Here is a 16182-nt window from a genome sequence, read left to right as displayed (position 1 = left end):
TTTAACAAGAGGAAAATTACAGCCTTGCCCCACCCCCCATTGCGTCAAAAAAAAGATACCCAATATCAATGCAGCAGATCCATACATGCACAAAAACATGAAGATTGAAAATGACTTATTTTCAAATAAAAAAATACGGCGATACATCTCAAACATACCCGAAAATTTGTTCATATCAATCCCGCGTCTCCTGCAAAATATATAAGACGACAAGACGCCACCAACAATTAGGGACGCACATATAAAAAACACTACAACCCGAACAATTCCAATTAATTCACACACAAATATCCCTCAGAATAATGGTACAGACACACTAGGGGTTACTGGCGTCTTTAATTCAGGACCGACCCCCGCACCAACCCCTATGTACAACTCAGGCCAGGTCGACGTTTGCCCGATATCGATCGAAACTATGCCAACGGAAAATCCAATGCCAGCCGCAGCTGGTAATGTTTGGGCATCTGGGTCGCCAAACTTAAATCCGCAAGAAGCTGTCACCCGTGCACCAGCGGCAAGCATCGGAATACTTGCCTGCCCACTTAGTCCAGTTTTTTCGTTAGCAGCTATTCCAATGGATCCACCGGCCCCCATTGCAACAGTGCCTGAAGCTCTGCACTCGCCCGTCATGATTGGACGAGGCGTGTGATACATTTCCCTCATTATCTTTTCGGGGCTCTGTCCCTGCTGCATTCGCCACATTCCCTCTGAAGCGCGTTGCTGCACACCCGACGCATTTAAAAAACCCATGTCCTGCAGACCCAACGGATCGCTGCGCATCGTCGGCGCATTCCGAACATAGGCATACAGGTTGTAGCCACCGAGCAGTCCGATCGGGTCTTTTGACACGTAGCGCCCGACGTTCGGGTCGTAATAGCGATAGCGGTTGTAATGCAACCCGGACTCCGCATCATGGTGCTGGCCAAGCAAGCGGATCGGGTTGGCACGATGAGCTGTCCCATTCGCATCGCGAATCGCTTCACGGGCTTTGCCCCACGCTGAGTACTCCGCACTCCATGCGATCGCGCCCTGCTCGTCGGTCAATTCCTGCGGCGTACCTTGGTGGTCGCACTGGTACCAAGCCACGCTGTCGATAGACGGAGTGCGCGGTGGTGGCAACCACAGCGGATCCTTGTCACGCCGGTAGTAGTCGCCGTGCTTAGGTTGGTCCAGCAGGGTGATTGGCTCGTGTCGTACAGATTGCGCCGCCGGAATAAAGCTGCCCGGCTCGTACACGTAGTGCGTGGTACGCGCGCCGAAGCCGTCCTCGTCGGCGATAGTGCTCTCCCACGCGAGCGTGTCGCCGTCCCAGCCGTACAGAGTGAAGCCGCATTGCAGTTCGCGGTTGCGCTTGACCCGCTCGGCGCGGTTCCAGTGTGGTCCCGCATCTCTTCTCTCCTCGTAGTGCGCCTGACTGTGCTTGGACAGGCGCCGGCCAAGCGCATCGTAGGTGTAGGCGACCTTCAGACGCTCGTCTTCGTAGTTCGTGAGGCGGTCGAACAGATCCCAGGTGAAGCGGCCTTCCTTGCCGTTGTGCCATCGCTGTGCGAGGTTGCCGCGCGCGTCGTACTGGTAGTGAGTGCCCGCGTACTGCTTAAGCTGGTTGTCTAGCACCTTGACGGGCGGCATGTGCTGGCGCTCGGCTTCACGCTGCTCGGCCGGATCAATCAGGTTGCCTGCCGGGTCGAATGCAAAGGATTCCTGTCCCAGCCGACTGGCGGCTTCCAGCAGTCTGCCCGCGGGGTCGTACCGATAAGCCAGTTGGCCGCGCCGCGTGTCGTTGATGCCGGTCAGCTGGCTGGCGGCGTCATACTGATAGCGGCGCACCAGCAGGCGGTTACCGCCACTGGTCTGCCCGTACGTGCCTTTCCGTGTGTCGCGCACGAGCACCTGCTCACCTAGCCTACTCAAGGCGTCCCACTGCTGGGTCTGCAGCAGGCCGTTGCCCTGCAGGCGTGCCACCTCGCGATGCAGGTCGTCGCGCTCATAGCTCACCAGTTCTCGTTCATCCAACTGGAGAGCCAGCAGGTGGCCGCTTCCGTAAGTCAGCCAGCTCACGCGGTGACCATCTGGACGCACGGTGGCAGTGCGTTGGTTGAGCGCATCGTACTCATGCAGCCACACCGCCACCAGCGGCTTACCTAGGCTGGAGTAATGCTGGTGCTCACGCACCAGGTTGCCGGCCGGATCACGGAACCATTGCAGGCGGCTGTCGGCATTGATCGCCAGCGCTAGGTTGCCGTTGCCGTCATAGGCGAAGCGCTCAACCTGCCAATCGGCCTCGAGCGGTGCCGCGTCGCCACTCTGCAGCGCGGCGCGACGTTCGATCAACCGGCCCATCTCGTCGAAGGTATAGGCGGTGATACGCTGGCCGTCAATGGCGCACGCCAGCATCCCACTGGCATCGTCATACACGTAACGCGTGGTGCCACCGTCAAAGCCAGTTTGGGCCAACAGACGACCTACCGGGTCATAGACAAAGGTGGTTTCGCGCCCGTTCTCGTTGCGCAGCGCGGTGAGCTGGCCGAGCTTGTCCCATTGATAATGCAGCTTCTGCCCGGCGGCGCTAACGCGATGCGCAAGCAAACCAGCATCGTTGTAGTCCCAGGTAGTACGCCGACCTTGGGGGTCCATATAGGCCAATAGGCGCCCCTCTGCATCCCGCTCGAACCGGTGCTCGATGTTGCCCGGCTGAACAATGGTGACGAGTTGACCCGCTTCGTAGAAGTAGTGGGTGGCATTGCCGCCCGCATCGACTATTTGGGTGAGCCTGCCGCACTCGTCATAGGTCCAGGCGCTGGCCTTACCTGAGCAGTCTACGTAGCGGGTGAGCTGGCCGTCTGCGTTATATTCGAGCTGCTTGGTCTTGCCGTTGGCATCGGTGATGCCGATCGGCAGGCCCATCAGGTTGTAGGCATACTCCGTCTTGTTGCCCAGCGGGTCGATGGCCTCCGTCAGGCGGCCGCGGGTGTCGTAGTCGCGCAGCCAGAGGCCGCCCTCGGCGTCGCTGATCTTGATGAGCTGGTCTTTGCTATCCCACGCGTAATGCACGGTGGTGCCGTCCGCACGGATGTGCTCCAGCAGGTTGCCGTTCTCATCGTGCGCAAAGCGATTGACATGGCCTGCGCTGTCGATGTGTTGGACAACGTTCTTGGCACTGTCACGGAAGAACCATTCCGAGCGCTGGTCCGGGTGAACAATGCGGTAGGTGTAACCGAGGCTGTCGTAGTAGTGTCGGGTCTCCTGGCCGTGGGCATCGATCACGTAGGTAAGGCGAATGTTCTCGTCCCACTCCAGGCGGGTGTCGAAACTGCCGTCATCGGCCCACTCGCGCACCGCTTTAGCATCCGCGCCCTCTCCCTGCCACACCAGGTTCATGCCGCGGCCGGTGCGGTCCGTGTAGCGGGTGATCAGGTGATGCTGGTACTGGTAGGTCCATGCGGCAGCGTTCTCGTCCTGGGCCAGGATGAGGTCGCCCGCTTCGTCGTATCGGTACAGGCTCAGGCGACGCTGTGGTTCGTGCTCGCCCATCAGCCACAGACCGGTGATGCGGCCAGCCTCGTCCACCAGAGTGCCCAGGTGGGTGTGCGGCTGACTGGGGTCGTCCTGGTAGGTGATCAGGTCCGACAGCACCGCGCGACTACCAACACGGTGCTCGTAAGCCAGCAGCATGCCAGCGCCTCCGCGCAACTCGATCTGCACCAGCTGGAAGCTGTCGGCATCGCGGCGATAGGTCTCGCGGCGCTCATAGCCGCGACACAACACGAGCGTGCGATCATCAACACGCACCAGGGTAATGTCTTCGATGCGGTCCTCATGGTGTTGCCCTACCGTCGGCAACGGGTAGTCGTGGCTGCGACCATCGGCGCCGTGATAGCGCAGGCGCTCCCCTGCCACGTCGAAGCGCTTGGTGTACACAGTCGTCCAGCGCGCACCGAGTTCTCCACTGTCATAGGCGGCCTGGCTGGAGCGGTAGCTGCGAGTCCAGGCGATGGGGAACGGGCCAGGCAGGATGAAGTCGGTATGTGTGAGCGACTCGCTGCCCGTGGCAAAGCTGATATTGCTGCCGGTGCCAGTGCAGGTGCCGCTCTTGCAATCGCTCGGGTCCCGCTCCGCCTTGCATTCGGCGCCTCGTGCCTCGAGGGGTTGCCCGGGTCTCGCCTGGTTGCTGATGCTGGTGGTATCGAGCTTGACATTGGCGCTCTGCCCCAGGCGAGGACCTCTTGCAGCGAGCGCGCGCTGCCATTGCGCAATGATCCAGCCGATGCTTTGCTCCAAGGCCGGATCGGCCAACCGCCGGATCTGCGCGGCGAGTTCCGGGGCAAAGCGGCGCAGCGCCGCGATGTGGGACTGCAGCACGCCGCGCGCATGCGCCGACAACGGGCCGCCAGCCTTGCCAAGGCTGTCCTTCGCCTCGCTCTTGTGAAAGAGGAGCGCCGCATCGTAGCCATTCGCGAACACACGGGTGGGATCGCGCCAAACGTCGCCTGCGGTGGTAAACGACGCGGGCCCTGTCACGTTACTTCCCACCGGCACGCCAACGGCGAGCGCGTCGAGGCCGGCGGCAAGGTCCAGCACCAGCCCCTGCCCCAGGGTCGCGGCCTCCTCGATGAACCCGGGCAACGCGGCCTGGGTCCGTTGCACGAAGTCGTCCAGTTCGCCCTTGATGCTGGCATTGAGGTGGGTGGCCAGGGTGTTGAAAGCCGACTCGCCGAGGCCACCGCTCTGCCGCAGTTCCTGGCGCACAAGGAACAACGCTGGCCGCAGGCTCATGCGAGCCGGCGCGGTGCCGGCCGCTGGAGTCAGGCCAATGAGGTTGATGCCCAGCGTTGCCCAGTCGAAGGTGGTGCGTGTCTGCGCTTGCAGCAAGGTGACGAGGTCGCCGAGGCCATCGACCAAGGACAGGATATTGCCGAGCACTGGCACGTTCCCGGCGGCACTGCGCAGACGCTCCAACGTGACGGCGCCGCCGCTGATACTGACCAGCCAGTCATCGAAGGCCTTGATACTGAGCGCGACGTCTGCCGGCTGGATCTGATTCACCGGAACGACGGCAATCTGCCTTTCGCGGGAGGGAGATGCGGTGTTGCTGGTCGTATCCATCAACGTGTACTCACGGGGTTGAACGTGACGCAGCGCCGCGGTAGCAGTGCCACGTGGCATAGGAAGACAGTGAGGTGGCGCGGCATGGGGCTCTCTCAAGATGGCAGTTGATTCGCACGGCCGCCGAGGCGGCCGCTGCGATAGAGGGTCAACACCTTCACGCTTTCTGAGGCGATCAGGAGTGCGATGTTCAGCACCAGGCTGTGTGAACCGAACAGGTTCAGCAGCCAGGGAATGAATGACAGCGACGGCACGGCCAGCAGCAGACGAAACGGAATCTGGACATAAGCCATCGGCCGTGCTGCCCAGCTGTTGGTGAGAAACAGATAAGCCGTCACCGCGATGAAGCAGGTCAGCCCCAGTGACAAGCTAGTTGTCAGAGGGGCATACCATGTGGGCTGCTCCAGGTTCTGGAGACGAAGGATGTCCGCAACGAACGGAATCTTCCCTTCCACTACGTTCAGCCAGAGGTAGCGCGCAAGGTAGAGCAGATCCATCGCGGCCCAGAACGTGAAAAGACTCGGCCGCTTCATGCGCGGATTCCCGGCGTGCGCATCATCGCCATCGGGTCGCTCGCCTTCGTCGTGGTTTTGACGTAGGCTGGGGTGGCACCCGCACCAGTCAGCCAGCGATCCGCTTCCGCAAGCGGCAGCACCCAGTCCTGGATCTTGCTGCCTGCGGCGCTCAACAACATGTTCCTGGCCCCTGCGAGCTGGCCCAGAACAGGCGTAATCTGACCCAGGCCAGGCGCGGACGTCAGCGTGCCTGCGAGTTTCGCGCCAGCAACCATAAGGCTAGCCACGCCTGTGCCCACGCTGCCCATGAGGCCAGTGGCAGAGATCGGCTCTGCGGCGCCCTTGGCTGCAATCACCCCTCCTGCCAAGGCAATCGACCGTTGCGAGCTTCCCGCAACCTCAGCCTCAGGCCAGGCTGCCGTACCGAAATAGTTGGCCACCGACATGGTGTTGGCGGGATCCGCGCCAAACCGCACGCGAGCGGGTCCAGGCACTGCACCTGCGACCACGTTGTGCCCGGCCTTGTCGAGAGATCCCTTGAAAACCTTGCCCGTGGCGTCCTCCACTTCGTAGGTCCCCTCGCTGATGCCGACACCATTGGCAAAACGGCTGATGTATCGATTGAACAGTTCCAGATTGCCCTCGCTGGGCTTGGGCGGCGCCGGGAAGCTGGCCGCGCGATTTTTCGGGCCCGTGTAGCTGAACTGGGCCGCGTGGCCGGTATAACGGCCGCTGGTCTGGTGGGTAATCCCACCCGCGTTGTAGACGGTTGCGCTGCCACCGCCGTTGATGACCAGCTCCGTCTTGGCGTTCAGCGTGATGCGGTCAGCGGTGTGGGTGATGTTGAGCTTGGCCAGCAGGTTGATGCTGTCTTTCAGTGCGCGGATATCGATGTCCCCCGCCGCGGCCACCAGGCGATAGCCCAGGCTCTGTACAAACAAGCGCATGCCACGGCTGGCGCTGGCGAGCAGCCGCTTGCCGCTGGTCAGGCTGATATGTTCCGTACTGCTTATCGCAATGTGTTCGCCGCTGGCGATATGGGTCGAGCCAGGCGTGCTGGTCACAATACCCACCGGGCTGGCGACGACGACGTACGGCTGCGCGAACTCGGGAAAGTTGTTGCTGGCCGGGTCGCCTGGACCACTGCCGAGGATGCCCTCGTGCTGCTTTTGCAGGGCCTTGGCGACCGCATCCTGGTCGCCCGTTTCCTGCGCCTGTACTTCGCGTGCCTGGGTGCCGAAGCCCTCCTGCTGCTCGCCAGCCACGTCCAGACGGGCGGCGGTCTCCTTGAGGTCCTTGTGGTGCTCGCTGGCGTGCGGGCGCGGCTCGGTGGTCAACAGCAGGCCGGCGCCGGCGCGCACGGCGCCGTGCTCGTCGGTGCGCAGCTCGAAGCCCTTGCCGCGCGCTTTGCCGCCGCCCGGACGCGGATGGACCAGGTAGCCCAGGTTGAGGGCGCTGGCCCCCTGGTCGCTGCGCAGTGTGGCGCTGATCTCGCCATTCGTGTCGTCGAACAGCAGTTCATTGTTGCGGCCGGCCTTGTGCTCCTTGCTTTTGATCGTGCTGAGGATGTTGTGCCGCGGCAGCTCGTACGGCGGCAACTGCAGCGCCATGTAGGTCCTGCCGATAATCAGAGGCTGGTCGCAATCGCCGTCGATATTGCCCACCAGCACTTCCTGGCCGATACGCGGGATGGCCATGTGTCCCCAGGTGGCACCGGCCCAGTTCTGCGAAACGCGGATCCAGCACGAGCTGTGCTCGTCGGACTTGCCCTGCCGGTCCCAGGTGAACTGGACCTTGACCCGGCCCCACTCGTCGCAGTGGATTTCCTCGCCAGGCGGGCCGACGACGATGGCGACCTGCGGGCCGTCGATGCGCGGTTTGGCTATCGGCTGAGGACGCCATTCCACATCATCGGGAATCAGCTCGGCGGTATAGCTGTAGTGAGTGCCCAGTTCCGCGTCTGCGCTTTCCTCGGCCTGGCTGGTGTGCTGCACGCCGCGATGCTTGATGCGCAGGGGCCGCCAGCCGCGGTTGAGGTCGGCGCGCGGATGACCGGTGAGGTCGAAGGCCAGGCCGGGCACCAGGCGCGCGTCGTCGCCTTCCACTTCTGCGGTACGGGCGTCGCCGCGCAGCCCGAGCAGGCGGGTCCGGGTGAAGGGCTGCCCCGCCGCGTCTTCCTTGTAGCGGCCGGGGAAATGGTAGACCTCGTAGTCCTTGCCCTGATGGTCGAGCTGCGCGCCGTCGTGTTGATGCTCCTGGTTATAGGCCGGGTGCTTGAAGGTGTAGTCGCGCTGGGTTTGCCGCGCAGTGCGCACGCGCTCGCTGTAGCGGAAGCGGCGCAGCGCCGGCGTGGGCTGATCGCCGCCTGGCGTGGCGTTGTATTCGACCGGGCCGCCGTCGATGGAGCCGAAGATGTAGAGATTGTCTCCATGCACCAGGTGGTGGCTGGCATCGGCAAAGGAAAAGGCGTAATAAAAGCCCTCTTCCGCAGCCAGCCGGGCAAGGAAATGCAAGTCGCTGTCACCTGCCTGTACGCAGTATTCACGCGGCAGATGCGTCTCGGTCACCAACTGTTCGTAGTCGGTGATCTCGTGTTCCTTGAGCACTGCAGACAGAATGTCCGGCACGCTCTGCCGTTGGAAGATGCGCCAGTCCGCGCACAGGCCGGTGCGCGCAAGTTTGGGCTCAACCACGGCACGGTAGCGGGTGCGGCGAAAGCCGGTTTCCCCTTGTTCGAAATCACTGACCAGGCCGTGGACGTAGCGCACGGGCTGGTCGGCGCGCCAGATGGTGAGCTGCCCGGGCTGATCGAGGACGGCCGAGAAGTCGATCGACGGATCGGTGCTGGTCAGGTCGGCCGACAGCATGAACGGCTGGCTCAGTCCTTCCTCCAGCTCGAACGAAACCACATCGAACTCGAGGCCCCCCGCCTTGAAGGTGAAGCGCATATCGGATTGTCGAGGCATGGGTGTGCTCCTCAATCGGTAGAAAAGTCACCGGAATGGACCGCAGCGAGCGGCGTTCGATCTTCCGGTAGAAAGTCAGTCAGACAGTGGCGGACCTGCACGCGCAGCCATTGCTCGCGCTCGGCGTAGCGCGCCATCCAGAACCCGTGGGCCGCCATGACGCCAGCCGCGAGGTGCGTTTCGATATCGACGTCATCCGTCTTGATACCGCCGTAACGGTTCCACGTCCTGACCATGGCGATCCTCCTTGGGGTGCCTGGAACTAGCGCTTGAGAGTGGCGTCCAGCGCGCGCAGCACCTGCCCGGTGCTGCTGTCCAACTGAACGCTGAAGTAGGCATACGCGCCGGACAGCAGCACCAGCGCGCAGGCCCAGGGTGTCCACCACGGCAGTTGCCCACCGAGCCGGTAGCGGCGTGTGGCGATATTCCGGCCGCCATCGGTGAGCTTTTCCGGGACGTCGCCACGCAAACCGCGCAACACGTGGTGCAATCGGTCGATGATGTTGTTGAGCGACTCATCGCGGTTGTTACGCATACCGTACTTTCCGGTGAAACCGAGACACAGGCAGAGGTACTTGAACTCCAGTACGTCGCGGTACTTGGCAGGCTCCACGAGCATGCGGGTGAGCACGGTGAAAAATTTCTCGCCGCCCCAGGTTTCGTTATGGAAGTGGCTGAGCAGCGAGCGCTTGGCCCATACCGAATCGGAGCCGCCCCAAGGGGTGGCCATGACGGCCTCGTCGATGAAGGCGCACAACGCATAACGGAAAGCCAGTTGAGTGGCGCTGTCATAGCTGTGCTGGCGGATTTCCTCGTCCAGCGCGCTGATCTGGTCACGCACGGTTTGATAGAGCTTGCCGATGTCGTCGCAGCGTTCCAGCCGGCGCAGGCGAATCACCAGGCCCAGCAGCGGCTGCGCGCCGTCCACCAGAGGATTCCAGCCATGGCCGCGCAACTGGAAACTCAGGTCCGGGTCGCCGTTGAGCTGTTCGATTCGCTGGTAGCCGACAGTCTTGCTGAGCTCGTCCGCGGCGGCATGGCCGGGAGCCGGGCACGAACGCAGCGTGCGCGGGTCGTCGAGGGGAACGGTCGTGGTCATGTCATTGGCTCCGGATGGCCCAGAACTGCATTTCCAGTTCAGGGAAGTCGCCGGCGACGTGGAAGCCGAAGCCGGATGTCTGTTGCGTCATGACCTGCCACGCCGGATGCGTACGATCGAGTTCGAAATAGATGAAACCGGCGTGATACGGCAGATAGCGAGGCGCCACGTGCAACTGCTTGAGCGGGATGCCGGGCAGTTGCAGACTGACCAGTTCGCCGAGGCGCTCCATGGAGGTGACCTTGGCTTGCTGGACGAACAACTGACGCAGGTCGTCCGCGGACATCCGCGCACGCACGGCGAGCACGAATTCCGCACCTTCGATCAGCGTGCGATCACGCACCTCCGCAGTCAGCGAACCGTAGCGCTGCTCGATAATCGGCAGCGACACCGCGCGGGGCTGGAGCACGGTGCTCAGCGTCCGTCGCAAGGTATCCATGAGGATGCGGAAAGACGCACGCGGATCGTCGTGCTGATAGGTCGGGTACTCCTGTGGCAGACGGCCCTCGTCGGTGAAGGTGACCAGTTCACCGCAGGCCTGGATGAAGGCCACATAGAGATCCTCGGGATGGACATGCCGCTTGCGCGACAGGTAGCCGAACCAGGGCTGCAGGCGGTTGATGACTTGCAGCAGGTTGAAGTCCGTGATGTCGGCCACGCCCGACTGCCCTGCGGAGCCGATGCGTTCCGCGATGTTCTTGGCGCGCTCGCGCATCAGCCCGGCCACCTCGCCGACGAAGCGATGCAGCGGCGCGATGGCGTTCACGGACAGGCTAGTGGGGTAGAACCCGTTGTCGTCCAGCACCAGGCTACCGTCCGGGCGGCGGTCGAGAATGCGGCACATGGCGATGCCGGTGAAGGCGCTTCGGTCCTGCTGCTCCAAAGCGAACTGAAGGTTGGGGACAACGAGGTCCACCGGCTGGTGGTCGCCTTCGAGGCTGTGCGTGTCGCGCACCGCCTCTGTGCGGGCCACGTAGCGCGTGTTGGCATACGTATCGGGCCAGCGGACTTCGAGGCCGCTGTCCTGCTTGAGCGGCAACGTAAGGTAGACCGTCTGATTGGCCACGCTGGCGTCGGTGATCGCCAGGGGCTCTGGCGCCGGCTGCTCGCCGGGAATGTCGATGACGGTACCGTCGGGCATCACGCCACGCGCCCGCACGATGGCCACCTTGCCGAAGGCGAGGTACTCATGGTTGAGCTCCAGCTCGCTGAAGCCGTAGAGATGGTCGCTGACACTGTTCAAGCGTTGGTTGGCGTGGTACTCGGCGGCTCGCGCCTGCTGCTGGAAGTGCTGGGGTTGGACGAATAGTCCTTCTCCCCAGAGAACGGCGTTGCGTGAGGTCATGGCGTTACCTGGATTCGGGATGGGTTGGAAGCGGCCTGCAGGGCCGGAGGCGCAGGCAACGGCTCCGCCGGCAGCGGCGGGACAGCCGCCGCTGCCGGCAACTTCGAAGGCCGCCGCCTGACGGTTTTCTCGATGGGTGCGGCAGGCACGGGGCAGGCAGCCGGTACGGGGGTGGCGGGTAGCGCGGGTCGCCCCTCGCGCGTCAGGCTCACGCGCGTTTCGCTCAACTTGACCAGCAAGGAATATTTGCGGCCCTTGGGCTCGATCGGCATGACCTGCTTCCAGGCCACCGCGTTCCCATCGTGGAAGTCCGCAATTGCGGCGATGAAGCGCGTGCCGTCGCGGACCTCGCCGAAGGGCACGAATTTGAACTGTCCAGGCAACAACAGGTAGTCGTCGGCGGCCAGGTAGGTGCTGCCCAGGGTCTTCTTCAGGTCTTTGCGCAGTTGATCAGGGTCTGCATTGAGCAGCACGGAGTCGTCCCTGAGTTGCACGACCTTGAAGGCGATGGGGGTTCCGGGGGGCTTGGCCAACCCCGACCGGGCGGTCGACGGCGCAAAGCTGTGACGGCGACCATTGGCGTCGTACTGCCCCAGTTCGAGGCCCTGCGGACCGACGATCCCCGTATTCGGTAACGGAGGCACGATCACCTGCTCGCTCGACTGCCCGGCTCGCGGATGCGCGGACGGCGCGCCGACACCGGCCGCGGGCCTCGCGACAAAGGCGGAAGCATCGGCGCCGGTGCGCAGCTGCTCGAGCAACAGTTGCAGGTTTTCGAGGAGCTCGGGCTTGTTGGCGCTGACGAAACGCACCGCGTAGGGGCCGTCTTCCGCATCCTGCGCATCGGTCGCATCGAACCCGGGCACCTGATGCTGCCCATTGGGATTGACGTCGTGGTCGGCGTACAGGCTGAGGCCGATCTGGGTCGGCTGGTCGTCATCGACGCCCACCTGGATGGATGGGTCCATCAGCACCTGCCCCGTCTTCTTGAAAACATTGCCGACGGTGCTGCATCCCGTGAGCATCAGCAGTGGCATCAGCGCGCAGACGAGCCGCTTCATCGCGGCTCCTGGCGCAGCGCTCGGTCGTAGGCCTGTTCAAAGACTTCCCAGAACAGTTTCTCGAAACCTTGCTGGCGAGAGGATGCCAGCTCGTTGTAGTAGTGGGTGTACATCTGCCAGCTCCAGTCCGCTCCCTCGGATGGCTGGACCTGGGCCGGCCGATAGCGCTGGAAACGCTGCTGCAGTTGCTCCGGCGAGAAGGCACGCAACAGGGCCTGGAGGCTGGCCTCGATGGCCTCGATCAGCGCGGCCTGGTGCCGCTGAACCTGGGCGAGGCTTTCCTCCACGGCGGCGGACGGCGACAGGTGCACGACGCTGCGCTCACTGGAGAACAATGCGCGTACGGTCTCCGGGTAGCCCAGCCCCAGGCGCAAGGGGTTGTCCTCGATGGGCTGGAGCGTGCGGGCAAGCGGTGCCAGATTGCGCCGTTTGCCGTCCTGGGCATGCTGCAAGGCAGTGATACCGTGAATGACCGCGCTCAACGTCCTGCCGATCTCCTGCAACAGTGCATGCCCCATCTGAGGATCGACCACGCCGACCGAGGCCCCAAGCCCTTCCACCAAGGGTTGGATCAAGGCATTGGCGTCGCCGGTCGAGACGGCTCGCGAGTAGGACTGCGGCATCGTGGATTCTCCAGATAAGGTCTTGGGTGAGCCGGACACGGCTTCGAATCGAGTACGGGCGTGGTTGGCCTGCGTCTGGCTCGGACTGAGTCCGTAGTTCGTAGGGTCCAGCGGGGCAACGCCGAATCCCGGCTCACGCCGCAGTTGCTCGGCATCCAGGGCGGCCAGCGGATCGCGTTCGTCCGCGGGACGATGCTCCCTCGCGAGGTCATCGAAGGCGCTGAAATCGGGCTTGCGCACCCCCGCGTCCAGCAGCCTGTCGGCGTCGGCCACCGGGTGAAGGCCAGCGCTTGGCTCGTTGAGCAACTCACCCACCGAACGCTGCTGCAGCGGCTGGCTGTTGAACAGATGCGGCTCGGACGTCTGAAGATGGACGGTGACCTGGTAGGCGCCGATATGCAGCATGTCGCCGTCGCGCAGACGTGCGGCCGTGCCGCGCCGCAACGGTGTCTCGGCGTCGTTGACGCGGGTGGCGCCACTCTGGTCGCGCACGCAGTAACTGTTGTCGATCCAGGCGATCTCGCAGTGAATCGCCTGCACCTGGCCTTGACCGTCATCGAGCAGCCAGTCGGCGCCGCGGCTGCCGATGGTGCCGCCCGCGTGGCCGAAGCGATGCCGTGCAGTGCTGCCGGCGCGCAGGGCATGGGTATTGGCAACGATGAGTTCGAGGCGCTGCGTGTCTGCCGACGTCTGGCTTGTTGGAGGAGTAGGCGTGTTCATAGTCGCACCTTGATACGCACGGGGGTTCGAGTGGCGTCATCACCGTTGACGAAAGTGGTCCAGCCAAGCTGCGAGCCGCGCTCCTTGCTCAGATTGAAGGACTCGACTTCCGCCGGGCGAAGTCGCAGTTCCAGGTCGAAGGCCATCGGGTCACGCAGCAGGAATTCCATGAGCTTGCGCAGGCGTGCGAAGTCCTCCCCGCTGGGCAGGAAGTGGCGGAAGCGCTCCTGGTCGAGATCGGAGATGACGACGGTGAATTTGTTGTGGCAGGCGCGCACCCGCTTGCCGATCACGAAGCTGCCGCCGACCTCGCCATTGCGCTTGCCCAGCGACAAACGCTGACCTGACGGGATGTCGACGTAACGAATCTCGAACTCGCGCACCTGCACGGATTTCAGCGCGAAGCAATCGGCCACGATGCCCGCGACCATCGACGCGGAGCGGCTGCGGTTGATGATGGAGCCGGCGAAACTGAGCAGACGGCTCCAGGGCAACGGTGTCGCGCCGCGCAAGTCGTCGTTGCCCAGGCCGACGAGGGCAAATACATAGCGGGAGAAGCCATCGCTGGCTTCGCTGCGGAAGCGGATGTGATAGCGGTACTTGCGCCATGCCCGGTGCAGCAGCGTGAGCAGACGGTGGTGAAAGAAGTCGAGAAAGGCCGGACGAATGCCGATACCCTGCCCATGCTCATAGGCCAGACGGTCCAGGTAGTAGCCCGGCAGCGGCGAGTCAGAGCCGTGCAGCCCGAAGAAGTTGGCCTGTATCTGGTAGTCGCTGGCCGAGCCGTCGGGCATACGCGCGGCGAAGCTGATGTCCGACGCCGGAAATGCCAGTCCCGCCGAACTGCTCAGGCGGATGCGCCAATGGGCATCCCCGAGCGGATCGCTCGCTTCCAGGTCGTCACCGTGCAGCGCATGCAACTGCTCCAGCAAGCGGAAGAAGTCGTAGGCCTTCGCGCTGGCGAGCACGGCATCGGCGACGGCTAGATCAGGGGTTGCTTGCCGATCTGCAATGGCCATTGGTAGTGCTCGTTGTTGCTGGTGTTGATGACTTCCAGCACATGGAAGGAGTTGATGCTGGCGTAGAGCGCCAGGAAGTGGCTCAGCACGCTGCCGAACAGATAGAGGTCCCCCTCGCACAGGAAGGCGTCTTGATCCAGGTGCAGCACCGTCTTCAAGCCACGGATGGGCAGACCCTTCATGAGCCAGTCCATCGGCTTGGTCTCGGCCTCGCCGATGCCCGCCAGGCGCTTGCTGCTGGCCCGCGCATGCTGGATGTCATGCAGCGCGGCGAAGTCGTAGGCTCGCAGGACTGCCTTGAGCGGTTCGGCCGAGAGCAGTGACAGATAATTCAGCGACAGGTTGGAGATCAGGCTCCACTGGAGATCGCCGTCCAGCACCGGGCGATAGGACGGCGTCGGACGCATGATGTTGCGACAACGACTGTAGGATGGCGCCCTTTCCGATCCTTCGCAGATATCGCCCACGTCCAGTGCAAGCGGAAGGTCGCGATTGGTGCAGGTAATCGACAGCGAAACCGTTTCGGTCTGGTCCACATACTCGCTTTCGTCGGCGCGCACGAAGGAAACGGCGTGGTCGAGACCACTGCCGTCAAGCGCGTTGCCTATGTGGGTTCGGTAGTAGATCGCGGTACGACCTTCGGCATGCTCGACTTCGTGCGCCATCGACTCGAATGGCCGGAAGGTACGCAGCCGATCGCCACGCCGCCCATCAGCGTCGCGGCGCAGGCCCCGGACTTCGTCGATACTGAAAATCTCGTAGGCTAGCGGCCGCTGCCCCGCTGGATAAACCGGCTGTTGCGCGACCTTGCCGTCTATCCTGATCGGCTCGGCGTCATGGGCGAACAGGTTGACCGCGGGGGTGCAATACAGGGCAAGGTCGCCATCGCGCAGGCGAATGCCCGGTGGCATCGGCCGACTGAAGTGGAACTCGATCCGGACGGTCTCCTGGCTGGTGGACGGCCAGAACGGCGCCAAGCCGCTCAACCGGAAACAATGAAAGCGCTGGGGAAAAACGAAGTACTCCTGCAATATCCGGTAGCCGTCGAAGGCATTTTTCGGATACGGCAGCAGGGCTTCATCCTGGGCGAACCCAGGAAACTCGACCTGTCGGTTGGGCAGGGAGAATGCCTTGCCGTCAAGGTCTACCCTGACCTTGTCGAGGTACTGGGCCAACCAGAGATAGAGGGTCTGCGCCGTGGTGTCATCGCCGCTGAGCTGGAAATCCAGTTGATCGCAGTCCATGAGGCTGGGCGGGTTATCGGTCAGGAACGACAACTCGACCGTCAGGATCGACTTTTCTCGCGAGTGGGCATCGCTCACCCGGGTCATCTTGAGCGGCAACAGGTGAACATCCGCACAGGTGCGAAAGCGGCACTGGACGCCATCCACCGCGCGGGACAACACAACGGTTCCCTTGGGCACGGTTTGCCGCTGCGTGATCGCGGTTTCGACCGGCTCGAAGCAGACGATGGTCGAGCTCGGCAGCGGCCGAAGGTAGTTCGGCCACAGCAGTTGCAGCATCGAGTGAGTCAGCTCAGGCAGATCGTCTTCGATTTTTAGCCGCAGCTTGGCGGTCAGGAAGCTGAATCCTTCGAGCAGGCGCTCGACATCGGGGTCGGCGCCTTCCCCTCCAAGGAAGCGGGAGAGTTGCGGATTGTCACGGGAAAACTCGCGGCCGAAGCGACGTAAGTAGTCGAGCTCTTCTCGGAACTTGCGGCGTAATGTCATG

10 protein-coding genes are annotated in these 16182 nt (G+C 63.1%); all 10 read right to left on the bottom strand.

Going from position 1 to position 16182, the window contains the following annotated elements:
- Positions 1-294: 294 nt before the first annotated feature.
- Positions 295-5103 carry an RHS repeat-associated core domain-containing protein gene (locus WS66_RS29575; RefSeq protein ID WP_059604022.1) on the bottom strand — a complete coding sequence of 1603 codons (4809 nt, stop codon included), beginning with the start codon at positions 5101-5103 and terminating at the stop codon, positions 295-297.
- A gap of 95 nt (positions 5104-5198) precedes the next feature.
- On the bottom strand, positions 5199-5636 hold the full coding sequence (locus WS66_RS29570) for a hypothetical protein (RefSeq protein ID WP_059604025.1): 438 nt from the start codon (positions 5634-5636) through the stop codon (positions 5199-5201).
- The gene (locus WS66_RS33845; RefSeq protein ID WP_082728983.1) at positions 5633-8584 is read right to left on the bottom strand and encodes a type VI secretion system Vgr family protein; all 2952 of its coding nucleotides are present in this window, start codon (positions 8582-8584) and stop codon (positions 5633-5635) included. The genes WS66_RS29570 and WS66_RS33845 overlap by 4 nt, the downstream gene beginning before the upstream one ends.
- An 11-nt stretch (positions 8585-8595) precedes the next feature.
- The gene (locus tag WS66_RS29560) at positions 8596-8820 is read right to left on the bottom strand and encodes a hypothetical protein (protein WP_059604032.1); all 225 of its coding nucleotides are present in this window, start codon (positions 8818-8820) and stop codon (positions 8596-8598) included.
- Between the two features lie 26 nt (positions 8821-8846).
- Positions 8847-9683: a type IVB secretion system protein IcmH/DotU gene (gene icmH, locus WS66_RS29555; RefSeq protein WP_082728984.1), complete on the bottom strand. Its 837-nt coding sequence runs from the start codon at positions 9681-9683 to the stop codon at positions 8847-8849.
- 1 nt (position 9684) lies between these two features.
- Complete coding sequence (tssK, locus tag WS66_RS29550; protein WP_059604033.1) at positions 9685-11028, bottom strand: type VI secretion system baseplate subunit TssK; 1344 nt, start codon at positions 11026-11028, stop codon at positions 9685-9687.
- Positions 11025-12089 carry a type VI secretion system lipoprotein TssJ gene (gene tssJ / locus WS66_RS29545; protein ID WP_059604036.1) on the bottom strand — a complete coding sequence of 355 codons (1065 nt, stop codon included), beginning with the start codon at positions 12087-12089 and terminating at the stop codon, positions 11025-11027. The genes tssK and tssJ overlap by 4 nt, the downstream gene beginning before the upstream one ends.
- Complete coding sequence (gene tagH, locus WS66_RS29540) at positions 12086-13432, bottom strand: type VI secretion system-associated FHA domain protein TagH (RefSeq protein ID WP_059604039.1); 1347 nt, start codon at positions 13430-13432, stop codon at positions 12086-12088. The genes tssJ and tagH overlap by 4 nt, the downstream gene beginning before the upstream one ends.
- Entirely contained in the window at positions 13429-14451 is a 1023-nt protein-coding gene (gene tssG, locus WS66_RS29535) for a type VI secretion system baseplate subunit TssG (protein WP_059604042.1), read from the bottom strand. Before tssG ends, tagH begins: the two co-directional genes overlap by 4 nt.
- The gene (tssF, locus tag WS66_RS29530) at positions 14415-16181 is read right to left on the bottom strand and encodes a type VI secretion system baseplate subunit TssF (RefSeq protein ID WP_059604047.1); all 1767 of its coding nucleotides are present in this window, start codon (positions 16179-16181) and stop codon (positions 14415-14417) included. Before tssF ends, tssG begins: the two co-directional genes overlap by 37 nt.
- Between the last annotated feature and the right edge of the window lies 1 nt (position 16182).

The organism is Burkholderia sp. LA-2-3-30-S1-D2 (genome assembly GCF_001523915.2).
Classification (GTDB): Bacteria; Pseudomonadota; Gammaproteobacteria; order Burkholderiales; family Burkholderiaceae; genus Burkholderia; species Burkholderia diffusa.
The sequence above is the reverse complement of the archived record's forward strand: the minus strand, read 5'-3'. Positions and strand labels throughout refer to the sequence as shown.

Excerpts from the sequence above, each read along its gene's own strand:
- WS66_RS29575 (WP_059604022.1), bottom strand. The coding sequence starts at position 5,103 with ATGGATACGACCAGCAACACCGCATCTCCCTCCCGCGAAAGGCAGATT.
- WS66_RS29570 (WP_059604025.1), bottom strand. The coding sequence starts at position 5,636 with ATGAAGCGGCCGAGTCTTTTCACGTTCTGGGCCGCGATGGATCTGCTC.
- WS66_RS33845 (WP_082728983.1), bottom strand. The coding sequence starts at position 8,584 with ATGCCTCGACAATCCGATATGCGCTTCACCTTCAAGGCGGGGGGCCTC.
- WS66_RS29560 (WP_059604032.1), bottom strand. The coding sequence starts at position 8,820 with ATGGTCAGGACGTGGAACCGTTACGGCGGTATCAAGACGGATGACGTC.
- icmH (WP_082728984.1), bottom strand. The coding sequence starts at position 9,683 with ATGACCACGACCGTTCCCCTCGACGACCCGCGCACGCTGCGTTCGTGC.
- tssK (WP_059604033.1), bottom strand. The coding sequence starts at position 11,028 with ATGACCTCACGCAACGCCGTTCTCTGGGGAGAAGGACTATTCGTCCAA.
- tssJ (WP_059604036.1), bottom strand. The coding sequence starts at position 12,089 with ATGAAGCGGCTCGTCTGCGCGCTGATGCCACTGCTGATGCTCACGGGA.
- tagH (WP_059604039.1), bottom strand. The coding sequence starts at position 13,432 with ATGAACACGCCTACTCCTCCAACAAGCCAGACGTCGGCAGACACGCAG.
- tssG (WP_059604042.1), bottom strand. The coding sequence starts at position 14,451 with ATGGCCATTGCAGATCGGCAAGCAACCCCTGATCTAGCCGTCGCCGAT.
- tssF (WP_059604047.1), bottom strand. The coding sequence starts at position 16,181 with ATGACATTACGCCGCAAGTTCCGAGAAGAGCTCGACTACTTACGTCGC.